This is a genomic window from Marmoricola sp. URHB0036 (assembly GCF_000426045.1).
Taxonomy (GTDB): Bacteria; Actinomycetota; Actinomycetes; order Propionibacteriales; family Nocardioidaceae; genus Marmoricola.
Genome location: NZ_AUEP01000019.1, coordinates 28,263 through 43,206, shown reverse-complemented (window position 1 = coordinate 43,206; position 14,944 = coordinate 28,263). Strand labels below are relative to the sequence as shown.

Sequence of the window (14,944 nt, the reverse complement as noted above, 5' to 3'; positions counted from 1 at the left end):
TCAGTCGTTCTTCTGGATGTCGACCGGTCCGTCGCTGTCGTCGGGACCACCGACGGGCTCCAGCGGCGGGGAGTCCGGGAGGCTGCCCTTGTGGCTGCCCTCGAAGGTGAACTTCGCCTCGGCGCCCTCGCCCTCGACCCCCACGAGCACGATCTGGCCGGGGCCGACCTCGCCGTAGAGCATCTTCTCGGCCAGCACGTCCTCGATCTCGCGCTGGACCGTACGACGCAACGGCCTGGCGCCGAGCACGGGATCGAACCCCCGCGTGGCCAGCAGGTCCTTGGCGTCCTGGGTCAGCTCGAGCGACATGTCGCGGTCCTTCATGCGCAGCTCGACCGAGGCGATCATGTTGTCGACCATGGAGATGATCTGGTCCTTGGTCAGCGGCGGGAACACGATGATCTCGTCGACACGGTTGAGGAACTCGGGCCGGAAGTGCTGCTTGAGCTCCTCGGTGACCTTGTTCTTCATCCGGTCGTAGTCGCCGGCCTCGCCGGCCTGGTTGAAGCCCAGGCTCACACCCTTGGAGATGTCGCGGGTGCCGAGGTTGGTGGTCATGATGATCACGGTGTTCTTGAAGTCCACGACCCGGCCCTGGCTGTCGGTCAGGCGACCTTCCTCCAGGATCTGCAACAGGCTGTTGAAGATGTCGGGGTGGGCCTTCTCGACCTCGTCGAAGAGCACCACGGAGAACGGCTTGCGGCGCACCTTCTCGGTGAGCTGGCCGCCCTCCTCGTAGCCGACGTAGCCGGGAGGCGAGCCGAAGAGCCGCGAGACGGTGTGCTTCTCGCTGAACTCCGACATGTCGAGCTGGATGAGTGCGTCCTCGTCGCCGAAGAGGAACTCCGCGAGCGTCTTGGACAGCCAGGTCTTACCGACACCCGAGGGGCCGGCGAAGATGAACGAACCACCCGGACGCTTCGGGTCCTTCAGGCCCGCACGCGTGCGGCGGATCGCCCGGCTGAGCGCCTTGACGGCCTCTTCCTGGCCGATGACGCGCTTGTGCAGCTCGTCCTCCATCTTGAGCAGGCGGGTGGACTCCTCCTCGGACAGCTTCACGATCGGGATGCCGGTCGCCACGGCGAGCACCTCGGCGATCAGCTCCTCGTCGACCTCGGCGACGACGTCCATGTCGCCGGCGCGCCACTGCTTCTCGCGCTCGCCCTTGGCCAGGATGAGCTGCTTCTCCTCGTCGCGCAGACGAGCAGCCGCCTCGAAGTCCTGGCCGTCGATGGCGCCCTCCTTGCGGCGGCGTACGTCACCGATCTTGTCGTCGAACTCGCGCAGGTCCGGCGGTGCGGTCATCCGGCGGATGCGCAACCGTGAACCGGCCTCGTCGATCAGGTCGATGGCCTTGTCGGGCAGGAACCGGTCGGAGATGTAGCGGTCGGCCAGCGTCGCCGCCGAGACGAGCGCCTCGTCGGTGATCGTCACGCGGTGGTGGGCCTCGTAGCGGTCGCGCAGGCCCTTGAGCATCTCGATGGTGTGCGCGATCGAGGGCTCGTTGACCTGGATCGGCTGGAAGCGGCGCTCCAGCGCGGCGTCCTTCTCGAGGTGCTTGCGGTACTCGTCGAGCGTGGTCGCGCCGATGGTCTGCAGCTCACCACGGGCCAGCATCGGCTTGAGGATGCTGGCGGCGTCGATGGCGCCCTCGGCGGCACCGGCCCCGACGAGGGTGTGGATCTCGTCGATGAACAGCACGATGTCGCCGCGGGTGCGGATCTCCTTGAGCACCTTCTTCAGGCGCTCCTCGAAGTCACCGCGATAGCGCGACCCGGCAACGAGAGCACCGAGGTCGAGGGTGTAGATCTGCTTGTCCTTGAGCGTCTCGGGCACGTCGCCGCGGACGATGTCCTGGGCGAGGCCCTCCACGATCGTGGTCTTGCCGACGCCGGGCTCGCCGATGAGCACCGGGTTGTTCTTCGTACGCCGCGACAGGATCTGCATGACCCGCTCGATCTCCTGCTCCCGGCCGATGACCGGGTCGAGCTTGCCCTCCTTGGCGGCCTGGGTCAGGTTGCGGCCGAACTGGTCGAGCACGAGCGAGCTCGACGGGGCGGCCTCGGGCGCCGTACCGGCCGTCTGCTGCTCCTTGCCCTGGTAGCCGGAGAGCAGCTGGATGACCTGCTGGCGGACCCGGTTGAGGTCGGCGCCGAGCTTGTGCAGCACCTGGGCGGCCACGCCCTCGCCCTCGCGGATCAGGCCGAGCAGGATGTGCTCGGTGCCGATGTAGTTGTGGCCGAGCTGCAGCGCCTCGCGCAGGGACAGCTCGAGCACCTTCTTGGCGCGGGGGGTGAAGGGGATGTGGCCGCTGGGCGCCTGCTGCCCCTGGCCGATGATCTCCTCGACCTGGGCGCGGACGGCCTCCAGGGACACCCCGAGGCTCTCCAGGGCCTTGGCGGCGATGCCGTCGCCCTCGTGGATGAGGCCGAGCAGGATGTGCTCGGTCCCGATGTAGTTGTGCGAGAGCATGCGGGCCTCTTCCTGGGCCAGCACGACGACTCGTCGGGCTCGGTCGGTGAACCGCTCGAACATGGGCGTCTCTCCTCAAAATCTGCGGGGTCGGCACGCGCGTCCCACACGGCCTGATTAACCCTGCTGACAGCCTACGTGTTCCGGGGTGAGCGCCGCTTCGCTCTCAGCGAACAGACCGGCTCCGCCGCACGATCAGCACTGCCGGGAGCACCAGGGCGGAGCCCAGCGCGATCTCGGCGACCCAGTACGCCGTGGAGGTGGTGGCCGCGATCTGCTCCAGCGACCGGAGTCCCTCGGCGACCAGCAGCAGCGGCAGCACGAGGGCCGCCAGCACGGAGGTCCAGCCGCGCCCTCGTCGTACGACGACCGCGGCCGCGCCGAGGACCGGCCCCACCGTCACGGCGGCGAGGCACCAGAAGGTGACCGACGAGGAGCTCACGCCGAACCCGCGCAGGGCCGCGACGAGGTAGTAGCCCGCGACCAGCAGCCCGAGCGCCATCGCGCCGGTCACCGCCCCCTCGGCGACCCGCTTGCTCCGCCAGGCCAGTGCGAACGCGACCAGGCACCACGGACCGGCAGAGTTGGCCAGCGGCGCCACGCCGTACGGCAGCACGGTCTGGAGGTACGACGTCGCCCCACCGACCGCCGACGCGACCAGGGCCGCCACGCCCAGGCGTCCCAGCACACCTCCCACGTCAGGACCCCGGCGCCGCAAGGCCGTGCTCGTAGGCCCACACGACGGCCTGGATGCGGTCGCGCAGGCCGAGCTTGCGCAGCACCTCTGCGACGTGGGACTTCACCGTCTCGGCCGAGATGGTCAGGCTCGCGGCGATCTCGGCGTTCGAGTGCCCCTTCGAGAGCTCGAGCAGCACCTCTCGCTCGCGCGGACTGAGTGTGGCCAGCGCCGGCGGCTCGAGCGACCGCGGACCGTGGCCGGCGGCGAAGTCGGCCACCAGCCGTCTGCTGACGGCCGGACCGAGGAGCATCGACCCGTCGGCGATCAGCCGGATCCCGTCAACCAGACGGTCCGCGGTGACGTCCTTGAGCAGGAAGCCGCTCGCTCCGGCCCGGATGGCGTCGTACACATAGGCGTCGAGGTCGAACGTGGTCAGCACCAGCACGCGGGTCCGGTCGGTGTCGCGACAAATGAGCCGAGTCGCCTCGATCCCGTCGAGCTCCGGCATCCGCACGTCCACCAGGGCGACGTCGGGCTGCTCAGCGGAGACCAGGGCGACGAGCTCGCGCCCGTCGTGGGCGGTGCCGACCACGGTCATGTCGGGCTGGGCGTCGACCAGGGCCGCGAACCCTGCGCAGATCACCGGTTGGTCGTCGGCCACGACGACCCTGATCACGCGAGACCTCTGGGCAGCGTCGCCTCGACGATGAACTCTTCTCCTGCCACGCCGGCCACCAACCGTCCCCCGAGCGCCTCGACCCGCTCGCGCATGCCGGCCAAGCCGTGACCCGGGCCGGCGGTGGTCCCCGGCTGTGCCAACCGCGAGGTGACGCGCACGACCACCAGCCCGGGGACCACCTCGAGCCAGACCGTGGCCGGGGACCGAGGCGCGTGCTTGCGGGCGTTGGTGAGCGCCTCCTGCACGACGCGGTAGGCGACGTACCCCGACGACGGGCTCACCGGGGCATCGACGGACCCCTGGAGACCCACGTCGAGCCCAGCCGCACGTGAGCGCTCCACCAGGGCGCTGATGTCGCGCCACTCCGGCTGGGGTGCGCGTCCGGTGTCGTCGCCGGCACGTCCGAGGATCCCCAGCACGCCGCGCAGCTCGTCGAGCGCGAGCCGGGCGTCGGCCGCGATGTCCGTGAGCAGGGCACGGGCGTCGTCGGCCAGGCCGGGATGCGTGTACGGCGCGGTCTCCGCGCGTACCGCGATGAGCGAGACATGGTGCGCGACGACGTCGTGCAGGTCGCGGGCGAGCCGGGCCCGCTCGGCCACGACACCGGCGTGCTGCTCGACCTGACCCGCGCGGCCCGCCAGCAGCCGGCGCTCGCGCTCGCTCCGGGTCACGGCGCGCAGTCCGAACGCGGCACCGAGGACGATCCCCAGCCCGAGGGTGTAGGCGAGAGCGGTCTCCACCGCGTGAGCGGACGACCACAGGTCGTGGTCGATCACGGCACCGAACGGCGCCGCCATCTCGAGATGGGGGCGGAGCAGCCACCCCACGACGACCGCCTCGGCCAGTGCGATCGCGACCACCGACGCCAGTGGCCGTCTCCACCCCGCCGAGACGGCCACTGCGCAGAGCCCGGCGATCACTCCGAAGTGCAGCGGAGCATCGATGCCCGCCAGCGAGCCGAGCAGTGGCAGCAGGGCGAGCCCGATCCCGATCCAGGGCTCGGTCAGTGCCACCCAGGCAGCGGAGGCCACGACGAGGCCGAGCAGGCTGCCGGCGACCAGGAACAGACCAGGCCCGACGAGGGACGGGTACGGCACGATCGACGCCGCCCACTCACCGACGAGACTCGGCACCCAGTGCGTGGTCGCGAAGCAGACCAGCACCACGAAGCCACCGACGAGGGCCGCCGTCCGGTAGGCACTGGGCACCGGCTCGTCCTCCGGCACCCAGGTCGCTTTCCCGCTGTTGTCCATGCTCGAATCCTCTGCTCCAGCGAGGCGCCGCCACCACCCCCGGGCGGGGGAATCATCGGTCCCCCGCGTGGGTGACCCGACGGGTGAGTCGTCGCGTCGGGTGAGTCGTCGCGTCAGCGGACGTCGTCGACGCTCATCGGGCGGTCGAGGCGGAACATCTCCGGCGGCCGACCCCACTCCGGTCCACCGAGACGCGAGACGGGTCGCAGCAGGTCGAAGGAGGGCAGGCCGTCCACGAGCACGTCGTCCACCACGGTGATCGCGGTGACCCGCCCGAAGACGACGAACGCGTGCCCGACCTCGAGGATCTGGTGCAGCCGGCACTCGATCGAGGCCGGCGACTCGGCCACACGTGGCGGAGCGACGGTCTGGGAGGGCTCGGTCGCGATCCCGAGCTCGACGGCCTCGTCGTCGCCGTGCTCGAAGGGGGCACTGCTGTTGTTGATGTGCTCGAGAAGCTTCTCCGAGGAGAAGCTGACCACGAACTCGCCGGTCTCCTCGATGTTGCGCACGGTGTCCTTGCGGCCCAGCGAGCTGAACAGGACGACCGGTGGCCGGCCGCTCGCCACGGTGAAGAACGAGTGCGGCGCGAGGTTGCCGTGGCCCTCCCCGTCCAGCGTGGAGACCCACGCGATCGGCCGCGGCACCACCAGACCGGTCAGCAGCCGGTAGGGGTTGACGTCGGGGTCGTCCGGGTCGAAGACGGTGCGGTGGGCTGGCATGGGGTCAGGCTAGAGGGTCTCCGACACACAGAAACTGGCACGATGCGACCGAAGTTTCAGTCGCACCGTGCCAGTTTCACCACACGAGTTGTGAAACCGCGGACGCGTCAGTGAGCGGCGGCGTACGCCTCGCGCACCTCGGCGGCCACCCGGCCGCGCTCGGGTACGTCGAAGCCGTTCTCGCGCGCCCAGGCACGGATCTCGGAGGGGGCTGCGCCGCCGGCGGCCTTGCTCGTGCTGCGACGGCCGCGGCTGACCGGCCGGGCGTGGGCGACATACGGCGCCAGCGCGTCGCGCAACGACCGCGCATTCTTCTTGTTCAGGTCGATGGCGAACTCCTTGCCATCGAGCCCGAATGTCACCGTCTCCTCGGCATCGCTCTGGTCGATGTCGTCGATGAGCACGATGTGCACCTTCTGAGCCATCAGGTCTGCCGTCCTTCGAAAATGCGGATTTCGGGTATTTCCCACCGCGACACTAACAGACCACTATCTGAGACCCAAAGGTCACTCGGGCCGCAGCAGCGGAAAAAGAATGGTCTCCCGAATACCCGCTCCAGTGAGCAGCATGACGAGCCGGTCGACACCCATTCCCATGCCTCCCGCGGGCGGCATGCCGTACTCCATCGCCTTGAGGAACACCTCGTCGAGCTCCATCGCCTCGGGGTTTCCCTGCGCGGCCAGCAAAGACTGCTGTTCGAGCCGCTGGCGTTGCACGATCGGGTCGTTCAGCTCCGAATAGGCCGGAGCCAGCTCGACCCCGTTGATGATCAGGTCCCAGGCCTCGTTGACGCCGGCCTGGGAGCGATGCGCCTTCGCCAGCGGCTTGACCGCGGACGGGTAATCCATCACGAAAGTGGGATTGATCAGATCGTCCTCGACGAGCTGCTCGTAGAGCTCGACAACTATTTCCGGTGCTCCCCATTTCGGCTGCAGCTCGACGTCGTGGGTGGCGGCGTACTTTCGCAGCGTTTCCTCCGACGTTTCGACGCTGACTTCCTCGCCCACGGCCTCGGAGACGAGGTCGAGGATCGAGGCCTGCCGCCACTCGCCCTCGAGGTCGATCTCACCACCGTTGCGCGCGGGTACGACGGTGCGGCCGACCGCCTTGGCGGCATCGACCACGAGCGACTTGACCAGCTCCATCATCGTGAACTGGTCGCCGTAGGCCTCGTAGGCCTCGAGCATCGAGAACTCCGCGGCATGGGTGGAGTCGAGGCCTTCGTTGCGGAAAGTGCGGCCGATCTCGTAGACCTTGTCGACGCCGCCGATCATCGCCCGCTTGAGGTCGAGCTCGAGCGCGATGCGGAGCAGCATGTCCTGGTCGAGCGCGTTGAGGTGCGTCTGGAAGGGGCGAGCTGCCGCACCTCCGTTGGTCAGCTGGAGGATCGGCGTCTCGACCTCGACGTAGCCACGCTCGTCGAGGGTGCGCCGCAGACTCTTCAGCACCGTCGCCTTGGTGCGCACCATCTCGCGGGCCTCGGGGCGGATCATCATGTCGACGTAGCGCAGCCGGATGCGGGCCTCGTCGGAGAGGGGCTTGTGCTCGTTGGGCAGCGGCCGCAACGTCTTGGCGGCGATCTCCCACTCGGTCGCAGCGATGGACAGCTCGCCCCGACGGCTGGTGATCACCTCACCGCGGACGGCGAGCAGGTCGCCGATGTCGACGAGGGCCTTGTAGTCGGCCAGGGACTCCTCGCCCACCTCCGCGAGGCTGAGCATCACCTGGATCTCCGACCCGTCGCCCTCGCGCAGGCGGGCGAAGCAGAGCTTGCCGGTGTTGCGCTGGAAGATCACCCGGCCGGTGATCGCGACCTGCTCGCCGGTGCGGGTGTCGGGCTCGAGCTCCTGCCCGTCGTAGGTCTCCCTGATCTGGCGGATGGTGTGGGTCCGCTCGACGGTGACCGGGTAGGCCTCGCGGCCGGAGTCGAGGAGCCGTTGCCGCTTGTCGCGGCGTACCTGCATCTGCTCGGGTACGTCGTCACCCGGGGTCTCCGGACGGGCCTCGGGCTGGTCGTTCATGGCGCACAGGCTACTTTGCTGCCACCCGGCGTCCGACTGGAGGAGTACGGCGATGAAGGCAGTGGTCTGTCACGAGACGAAGCTCGAGGTCGCCGACGTCCCGGACCCGGTCCCGGGGCCGGGTCAGGTGCTGCTCGAGGTGGTCCGCGGTGGCATCTGCGGATCGGACCTGCACGCCCGTCGGCATGCCGACCAGCTCGCCGACCTGGCCGCGGCGATCGGCTATCCCGACGTGATGCGCCCCGACGAGCAGGTGGTGATGGGCCACGAGTTCAGCGGCCGGGTACTGGAGTACGGACCGGGCACGCGCCAGGCCTGGGCGACCGGTACGCCGGTGGTCTCGCTGCCGATGATCCGGATGGGCGAGAAGGTGCAGATGACCGGTCTGTCGGCCAAGGCGCCGGGTGCGTACGCCGAGCGGGTGCTCGTCCAGGAGTCGCTCACCATGGACGTGCCCAACGGCCTCCCGCCCGAGACGGCTGCGCTCACCGAACCGATGGCGGTCGCCTGGCACGCCGTACGCCGCAGCGGCGTACGCAAGAAGGAGACGGCGGTCGTCATCGGCTGCGGGCCGATCGGCCTGGCCGTGATCCTGATGCTCAAGGCGCGGGGGGTGAAGAAGGTGGTGGCGAGCGACTTCTCGCCCGGGCGTCGCGCGCTCGCGGCTCGGTGCGGCGCCGACGTCGTGGTCGATCCGGCCGTCGAGGGTCCGTGGACCGGCTTCGAGGAGAGCAGCTACATCACCGACGCCAACGAGCTGTTCGACCTCGCCCTCGACACGATGGGCAAGCTCCGTAGGGTCCCGAAGCTGCCGTGGTGGCAGGTGCTGCGCGCCGCCGAGGCGGCCGGAGCGACTCCGCACGGGCCGGTGGTCTTCGAGTGCGTCGGCGTGCCCGGCATCATCGACCAGATCATCAACGAGTCGCCGCTGGCCTCGCGCGTCGTCGTGGTCGGCGTGTGCATGGAGCAGGACAGCTTCCAGCCGGCGATGGCGATCAACAAGGAGGTCGACCTGAGGTTCGTGTTCGCCTACCAGCCGCACGAGTTCCGCGAGACCCTCCACCTCATCGCCGACGGCAAGGTCGACCCGACCCCGCTCATCACCGGCACGGTCGGCCTCGACGGCGTGGCCACCGCCTTCGACGTACTCGGTGATCCCGAGAAGCACGCCAAGATCCTGATCGATCCCGTGAGCGACGTGACGACTCTGTAGGACCGGATAGTCCAGAACGCCTTGCCGCTGCATCCGCCTTCCCGAGCGGCTCTTCGTTCTGGACTATCCGGTATTACGCCCGAAGACCAGCTCGAGGCCGAGGAGGGTGAGCCAGGGTTGGTGGGCGGTGAAGGAGCGGCACTCCTCGACCACGATCGGGGCGAGGCCGCCGGTGGCGATCACGTTCACGGTCTCGGGGGGTACGCCGAGCTCGGTGATCATCCGGTCGACGATGCCGTCGACCTGGCTGGCGAAGCCGAAGACCATGCCCGACTGGAGCGCTTCGACGGTGTTCTTGGCGATCACGGTGCGCGGGCGAAGCAGCTCGACCTTGCGCAGCTGGGCGCCGCGACGACCGAGGGCCTCGAGCGAGATGTCGATGCCGGGAGCGATGGCGCCGCCGATGTACTCCCCTCGCGGGCTGACCACGTCGAAGGTCGTGGCGGTGCCGAAGTCGACGACGATCGCCGGTCCGTCGTACAGGGTGGCCGCGGCGAGGGCGTTGATCACCCGGTCGGCACCGACCTCGCGCGGGTTGTCCATCAGCACGGGTACGCCGGTCCGCACACCCGGCTCGACGACCACGTTGGGCAGGGTGCCGTAGTGGCGGACCAACATGTCGCGCCACTCGTGCAGCACGGCCGGCACCGTCGCGCACACCGAGATCCCCTGGACGCTGTCGGAGACGTTGCTCTCGCGGAGCAGTCCCTTGAGCAGCACCGCCCACTCGTCCGCCGTACGACGCTCGTCGGTCGCCACCCGCCAGTGGTCGAGCACTCCACCGTCATGGACGAGACCGATGACCGTGTGGGAGTTGCCGATGTCGGCGCAGAGCAGGGTCATGTCAGGTCCATCCCGATGTCGAAGACGATCACCGAGTGGGTCAGCGCGCCGACCGAGATGAAGTCGACGCCCGTCTCGGCGACGGCACGGGCGCGGTCCAGCGTGAGACCGCCGGACGCCTCCAACGTCGCGTGACCAGCTGTGACGGCAACGGCTTCCGCCATCATCTCGTCGCTCATGTTGTCGAGCAGGATCCCCTCACAGCCGACGTCGAGCAGCTCGCGCAGCTGGTCGAGATCGGTCACCTCGACCTCGACAGGGATGTCCGGGTACGCCGTGCGCACGGCCTCGAAGGCGGGAACCACCCCGCCGGCCGCCAGCACGTGGTTGTCCTTGACCATCGCCATGTCACTGAGGCCGAAGCGGTGGTTGACGCCGCCACCGCAGCGCACGGCGTACTTCTGCAGGGCGCGCCAGTTGGGCAGCGTCTTGCGGGTGTCGAGCACGCGCGCCTCGGTGCCCTCGAGCGCCTCCACCCAGCGCGCGGTCGCGGTGGCGACGCCGGAGAGGTGGGAGGCGAAGTTGAGGGCGGTCCGCTCGGCGGTGAGGAGTCCGCGCGTGGGTCCGGAGACCCGCATCACCGGGTCGCCGGCAGCCACGCGGGAGCCGTCGGCCACCCGGTCGGTGACAGCGACCTCGTCGCCGACCACGACGGCGAAGACCAGGGCGGCGATGCCGAGCCCGGCGACCACGCCGGCTTCACGGGCGGCGAAGTCAGCGGTCCCGCGCGCCTCGGACGAGATCGTCGCCGTGCTGGTGACGTCGTCCGTGCCACCGGGCAGGTCCTCCTCGAGGGCACCGACGATGTCGTCGTACACCCCTCGTGGGTCGAGTCCCGCCTCGGTCAGCTCGTCGAGCAGATCGCGCGGCAGGGCGTCGTACGGCGTCGGCTTCACGCGACCGCTCCGTCCGACGGTGGCGCGGCCGTGAACTCGACGGAGAGCCCGGAGTCTGCGAGGCGCACGTCGAAGTGGCCCGACCAGTGCTCGTCGTCCCGCTCCGGGAAGTCCTCGCGCCAGTGCGAGCCGCGGGTCTCCTCGCGCAGGCGGGCGGAGTCGGCCATAGCCGTGCTGATCGTCACCAGGTTGGTCGCCTCCCAGGCGCGCGTCCCCACCTCGCCGACCTTTCCCGCGAGCGCAGCCAGCTCGTCGAGGGCATGGGTGAGGCCGGTCGCCGAGCGCAGCACGCCGACCTGCTCGGTCATCACCGCCTGGAGGGCGGCGCGGACGTCGGCCGCGACCAGTCCGGGTCGGCGCTCGTCGGTGACCGGATCGGCGTACGGCCGCAGCTCGTCGGGCAGCACCTGCGCGATCCGGCGAGAGAAGACAAGGCCTTCCAGCAGCGAGTTGGAGGCGAGCCGGTTGGCGCCGTGTACGCCGGAGCAGGCGACCTCGCCGGTGGCGTACAGGCCGGGTACGCCGGACCGGCCCCACAGGTCCGTGGCCACCCCGCCCGAGGCGTAGTGGCACGCCGGCGCGACCGGGATCAGCTCGGTCACGGGGTCGACGCCGTGCTCGCGGCAGGTGGCCAGGATCGTCGGGAAACGCTTCTCCCAGAATCTCGACTGATCGCTCGCTTCGCTCGCTGCTCGATCAACGAATATGCGAGTGGCGTCGAGCCACATGTGCGGGTGACCGGTCTCGTGCATCCGCCGGGTGATCGCCTTGGCGACGACGTCGCGTGGCGCGAGGTCGGCGAGCTCGTGCTGCCCCTGCATGAAACGCACGCCCTCGAAGTCGACGAGGAACGCGCCCTCGCCGCGGACCGCCTCGCTGATCAGTGGCTGCTGGCCGCGAGAGTCAGGGCCGAGGTACATCACCGTCGGGTGGAACTGCACGAACTCGAGGTCGCGCAGCAGCGCCCCGGCACGCAGCGCCAGCGCCATGCCGTCGCCGGTCGACACACCGGGGTTGGTGGTCTGCGAGAACACCTGGCCGAGCCCGCCCGAGGCGAGTACGACGGCCCGGCAGCGCACCGCCCCGACGCCGTCACGCTGGCCCTCGCCCATCACGTGCAGGGTGATCCCGGCAACGCCACCGTCCGCTGCCGGGAGGAGGTCGAGGGCCAGGGCGTGCTCCACCACCTCGATGTCGGGGGCGGCTTGGATGGCCGCGACCAGCGCACGCTGGATCTCGGCGCCGGTGGCGTCGCCTCCGGCGTGCGCGATCCGGTCGCGATGGTGGCCACCCTCACGGGTCAGCGACAGCACGCCGTCGGGTGAGTGGTCGAAGTTGGCACCGAGCGCGATCAGCTCCCGCACCGCCTCGGGACCCTCGTTGACCAGCACCCGCACAGCGGCCGGGTTGCAGGCACCAGCACCGGCCACCAAGGTGTCGCGCTCGTGCTGGTCGGGGCTGTCCCCCGGCCCGAGCGCGGCGGCGATCCCGCCCTGGGCCCACTGGGTGGAGCCCGCCGACAGCACGTCCTTGGTGACGACCAGGATCTTGCCGACCTGGTGCCGGAGCCGCAGCGCGACGGTGAGACCGGCGATCCCGGAGCCGACCACGACGACGTCCGCGTCGGTGGTCCAGCCGGGTTCACCGGCAGACAGTCGGCCGGGCACCGGGGAGGTCATCGGGGCAGGCTATCGGGGTGGTCCCGAGCCGTCATCCGGCCTGCGGTTTGGCCGGGTGCCCGGCCGAACTGCGAGTGGAGGGGTGAAATTTCGGCCCTCCAGTGACGACCTGGCCGGGCGCCCGGCCAAACCGTCACCACCTCACCGACCCGCCACGAGATCGCTGGGCGCGAAGCTGTGCAGGTCGCCGCGCACGAGCTCGCTGCCCGGCAACGCCTCGGCCGGGTCGGTTCCTGTGGCGACGACCTTGTTGTCCTGGTCGACGAAGACCACGCTCGGCTGGAACTCCTTCGCCTCGGCGGTCTCCATCTGCCCGTAGGCGATCAGGATGACCACGTCGCCCGGGTGGACGAGGTGGGCGGCGGCGCCGTTGATGCCGAGTACGCCGGAGCCGCGCTCCCCCGCGATCGTGTAGGTCTCGAGGCGGGCGCCGTTGGTGACGTCGACGATGTGCACCAGCTCGCCGGGCAGCAGGTCGGCCGCCTCGAGGAGGTCCTCGTCGACCGTGACCGAGCCGACGTAGTGCAGGTCGGCCTGGGTGACCGTCGCACGATGGATCTTGCTCTTCATCATGGTGCGCACCATCAGTTGTCTCCGTTCAGCGTGAGAGCCACGTTGTCGATCAGTCGGGTGCTGCCCAGACGGGCCGCGACCAGGAGGCGAGCCGGACCGGAGTCGGGCACCGGCCCGAGGTCCGGGTCGGTCAGCTCGAGGTAGTCCAGGTCGACGCCGTCGACCCGTCCGAGCTCCTGGTGCGCGGCCTCGAGGACCGCTGCCGCGCCGCGCGGGCCAGCCTCGCGGGCGGCGAACAGCGCCCGGGAGAGCACGACCGCCCTCCTGCGCTGTCCCTCGTCGAGGTAGCGGTTGCGGCTGGACAGGGCCAGTCCGTCGTCCTCCCGGACGATCGCGCCACCGATGACGTCCACGCCCATGCAAAGGTCGGAGACCATCCGACGGATCAGCACCAGCTGCTGGTAGTCCTTCTCGCCGAACACCGCCACGTCGGGCCGCACCAGGCCGAGCAGCTTCGCGACGACGGTCAGGACGCCGCGGAAGTGGGTGGGTCGGGTCGAGCCCTCGAGCACCCTCGCGATCGGACCGGGGTCGACGGTCACCTGGGGGTCGCCGCCCGGGTAGACCTCGTCGACCGACGGCGCGAAGACGACGTCCACACCTTCCGCTGCACACACCTCGAGATCCGTCTCGAAGGTGCGCGGGTAGCGGTCGAGGTCCTCCCCCGCGGCGAACTGCATCGGGTTGACGAAGATCGACACCACGACCGGAGCGTCCGCACCGATCTCCTTGCGAGCCCGCTCCATCAGGGACGCGTGGCCGGCGTGCAGGGCGCCCATGGTGGGCACGAAGCCGACTGGCCCCTCAAGACCACGCAAGGCGTCCGCCAGCTCCTCGCGAGTGTTCGCGAGGAGGGGCGAGGTGGTCATCGCAGGTCGCTCCGGGAGGTACGACGGGCGCCGGATACAGGCCCGGTCTCACCGACCCGGACGAGCGCCTCGTCGAGGAGCTGCACGATGCGCGCGGCACGGATCGGCAGCAGACGACCGTCGAGCACGGCCCGGTCGGCGGTCGCCTTCGCCATCGCGACGTACGACGGGATGGTGGCCGGGGCGTTCTCGGCGATGTCGTGCAGGTGGGCCTGGACCGTCTTCACGTCGCCGCGCACGATCGGACCGGTCAGGGCGGCGTCGCCCTGCTCGAGCGCGTTGTCGAGCGCAGCGGAGAGTAGCGGCCGCAGGGTGGCGGCGGGGTCCTCGGCTCCGGAGGCAGCGAGCAGCTCCATGGCCTGGCTGACCAGGGTGACGAGGTGGTTGGCCCCGTGGGCGAGACCGGCGTGGTAGAGCGTGCGCTTGCTCTCCGGCACCCAGAGCGGGATGCCGTGCAGGTCGGCGACCAGGCCTTCGGCGTACTCCCGCTCCGCGTCGCCGGCGGTCATGCCGAAGACACAGCCGCTGAGCCGGTCGAGGTCACGCTCGGTGCCGGTGAAGGTCATGGCCGGGTGCATCGCGATCGGACGGGCACCGATCTCGATGGCGGAGGCGAGCACGGCGAGGCCGTGGCGACCCGAGGTGTGGCAGACCACCTGCCCCTCGCGGATGGCGCCGGCGCCGACGAGCTGGGTGACGACGTTCTCGAGCATGTCGTCGGGCACGGTGAGTAGCAGCAGGTCGCAGGCCCGCGCCACGTCGGTGGGCTTGGCGTGCCGCACACGGGGTAGCAGGGTCTCGATGCGGTGCAGCGATGCCGCGGAGTCACCCGCAGCGGCCACGACGTCGTGACCAGCGCTGCGGAGTGCCGCAGCAAGTACGGCGCCGACACGGCCGGCGCCGACAACCCCGATGTGGGCCATCAGAACTCATCGCCTTTCGTTCCAGTCCCGAGCGGGTACCGGACTACTCAATGACTCGTGCACTACAACGGTACGGCGAGCCGTCGAGTCACGGCAGGGGAACGCGAGGTGTGCTATCTCAC

Annotated in this window: 14 protein-coding genes; 1 reads left to right on the top strand and 13 read right to left on the bottom strand. The window is 70.0% G+C overall.

Annotated elements, in window-relative coordinates:
* The 7 genes from H976_RS0119525 to lysS all read right to left on the bottom strand — a co-directional run bounded on the left by H976_RS0119525 (nucleotide 1) and on the right by lysS (nucleotide 7,826).
* Nucleotides 1-2,535 (bottom strand): ATP-dependent Clp protease ATP-binding subunit, encoded by a 2,535-nt coding sequence (locus tag H976_RS0119525; RefSeq protein WP_027862910.1) that lies wholly within the window; start codon nucleotides 2,533-2,535, stop codon nucleotides 1-3.
* 103 nt (nucleotides 2,536-2,638) lie between these two features.
* Nucleotides 2,639-3,160, bottom strand: a complete 522-nt coding sequence (locus tag H976_RS27420) for a DUF6518 family protein (protein WP_051277108.1) — start codon at nucleotides 3,158-3,160, stop codon at nucleotides 2,639-2,641.
* Between the two features lie 10 nt (nucleotides 3,161-3,170).
* Nucleotides 3,171-3,827: a response regulator transcription factor gene (locus tag H976_RS0119515; protein WP_027862909.1), complete on the bottom strand. Its 657-nt coding sequence runs from the start codon at nucleotides 3,825-3,827 to the stop codon at nucleotides 3,171-3,173.
* The gene (locus tag H976_RS29115; RefSeq protein WP_051277106.1) at nucleotides 3,824-5,083 is read right to left on the bottom strand and encodes a sensor histidine kinase; all 1,260 of its coding nucleotides are present in this window, start codon (nucleotides 5,081-5,083) and stop codon (nucleotides 3,824-3,826) included. Before H976_RS29115 ends, H976_RS0119515 begins: the two co-directional genes overlap by 4 nt.
* Nucleotides 5,084-5,196: 113 nt before the next feature.
* Nucleotides 5,197-5,805, bottom strand: coding sequence for a flavin reductase family protein (locus H976_RS0119505; RefSeq protein WP_027862908.1), 609 nt, complete (start codon nucleotides 5,803-5,805; stop codon nucleotides 5,197-5,199).
* A gap of 107 nt (nucleotides 5,806-5,912) precedes the next feature.
* Nucleotides 5,913-6,230, bottom strand: coding sequence for an Lsr2 family protein (locus tag H976_RS0119500; RefSeq protein ID WP_027862907.1), 318 nt, complete (start codon nucleotides 6,228-6,230; stop codon nucleotides 5,913-5,915).
* Between the two features lie 81 nt (nucleotides 6,231-6,311).
* A complete protein-coding gene (gene lysS, locus H976_RS0119495; RefSeq protein WP_027862906.1) occupies nucleotides 6,312-7,826 on the bottom strand; it encodes a lysine--tRNA ligase in 1,515 nt (504 codons plus the stop codon).
* A 52-nt stretch (nucleotides 7,827-7,878) separates the two neighbouring features.
* Here lysS and H976_RS0119490 point away from each other — a divergent pair, with 52 nt between their 5' ends.
* Entirely contained in the window at nucleotides 7,879-9,039 is a 1,161-nt protein-coding gene (locus tag H976_RS0119490; RefSeq protein WP_027862905.1) for a zinc-binding dehydrogenase, read from the top strand.
* Nucleotides 9,040-9,102: 63 nt separating this feature from the next.
* Here the strand turns inward: H976_RS0119490 and H976_RS0119485 are convergent, their stop codons facing one another.
* The 6 genes from H976_RS0119485 to H976_RS27410 form a co-directional block, all read right to left on the bottom strand.
* Nucleotides 9,103-9,882, bottom strand: coding sequence for a type III pantothenate kinase (locus H976_RS0119485; RefSeq protein WP_027862904.1), 780 nt, complete (start codon nucleotides 9,880-9,882; stop codon nucleotides 9,103-9,105).
* Complete coding sequence (nadC, locus tag H976_RS0119480; RefSeq protein WP_051277104.1) at nucleotides 9,879-10,778, bottom strand: carboxylating nicotinate-nucleotide diphosphorylase; 900 nt, start codon at nucleotides 10,776-10,778, stop codon at nucleotides 9,879-9,881. Before nadC ends, H976_RS0119485 begins: the two co-directional genes overlap by 4 nt.
* Nucleotides 10,775-12,457, bottom strand: coding sequence for an L-aspartate oxidase (locus H976_RS0119475; RefSeq protein ID WP_027862902.1), 1,683 nt, complete (start codon nucleotides 12,455-12,457; stop codon nucleotides 10,775-10,777). Before H976_RS0119475 ends, nadC begins: the two co-directional genes overlap by 4 nt.
* 141 nt (nucleotides 12,458-12,598) lie before the next feature.
* Entirely contained in the window at nucleotides 12,599-13,042 is a 444-nt protein-coding gene (panD, locus tag H976_RS0119470; protein ID WP_027862901.1) for an aspartate 1-decarboxylase, read from the bottom strand.
* Nucleotides 13,042-13,899: a pantoate--beta-alanine ligase gene (gene panC / locus H976_RS0119465; protein WP_027862900.1), complete on the bottom strand. Its 858-nt coding sequence runs from the start codon at nucleotides 13,897-13,899 to the stop codon at nucleotides 13,042-13,044. Before panC ends, panD begins: the two co-directional genes overlap by 1 nt.
* On the bottom strand, nucleotides 13,896-14,822 hold the full coding sequence (locus tag H976_RS27410; RefSeq protein WP_081683061.1) for a Rossmann-like and DUF2520 domain-containing protein: 927 nt from the start codon (nucleotides 14,820-14,822) through the stop codon (nucleotides 13,896-13,898). Before H976_RS27410 ends, panC begins: the two co-directional genes overlap by 4 nt.
* Nucleotides 14,823-14,944 lie beyond the last annotated feature (122 nt).

Coding starts and splice junctions, on each gene's coding strand:
- H976_RS0119485 (WP_027862904.1), bottom strand. CDS start 9,882: ATGACCCTGCTCTGCGCCGACATCGGCAACTCCCACACGGTCATCGGT.
- panC (WP_027862900.1), bottom strand. CDS start 13,899: ATGACCACCTCGCCCCTCCTCGCGAACACTCGCGAGGAGCTGGCGGAC.
- H976_RS0119500 (WP_027862907.1), bottom strand. CDS start 6,230: ATGGCTCAGAAGGTGCACATCGTGCTCATCGACGACATCGACCAGAGC.
- H976_RS0119525 (WP_027862910.1), bottom strand. CDS start 2,535: ATGTTCGAGCGGTTCACCGACCGAGCCCGACGAGTCGTCGTGCTGGCC.
- H976_RS27410 (WP_081683061.1), bottom strand. CDS start 14,822: ATGGCCCACATCGGGGTTGTCGGCGCCGGCCGTGTCGGCGCCGTACTT.
- H976_RS29115 (WP_051277106.1), bottom strand. CDS start 5,083: ATGGACAACAGCGGGAAAGCGACCTGGGTGCCGGAGGACGAGCCGGTG.
- H976_RS0119490 (WP_027862905.1), top strand. CDS start 7,879: ATGAAGGCAGTGGTCTGTCACGAGACGAAGCTCGAGGTCGCCGACGTC.
- panD (WP_027862901.1), bottom strand. CDS start 13,042: ATGGTGCGCACCATGATGAAGAGCAAGATCCATCGTGCGACGGTCACC.
- lysS (WP_027862906.1), bottom strand. CDS start 7,826: ATGAACGACCAGCCCGAGGCCCGTCCGGAGACCCCGGGTGACGACGTA.
- H976_RS0119475 (WP_027862902.1), bottom strand. CDS start 12,457: ATGACCTCCCCGGTGCCCGGCCGACTGTCTGCCGGTGAACCCGGCTGG.
- H976_RS0119505 (WP_027862908.1), bottom strand. CDS start 5,805: ATGCCAGCCCACCGCACCGTCTTCGACCCGGACGACCCCGACGTCAAC.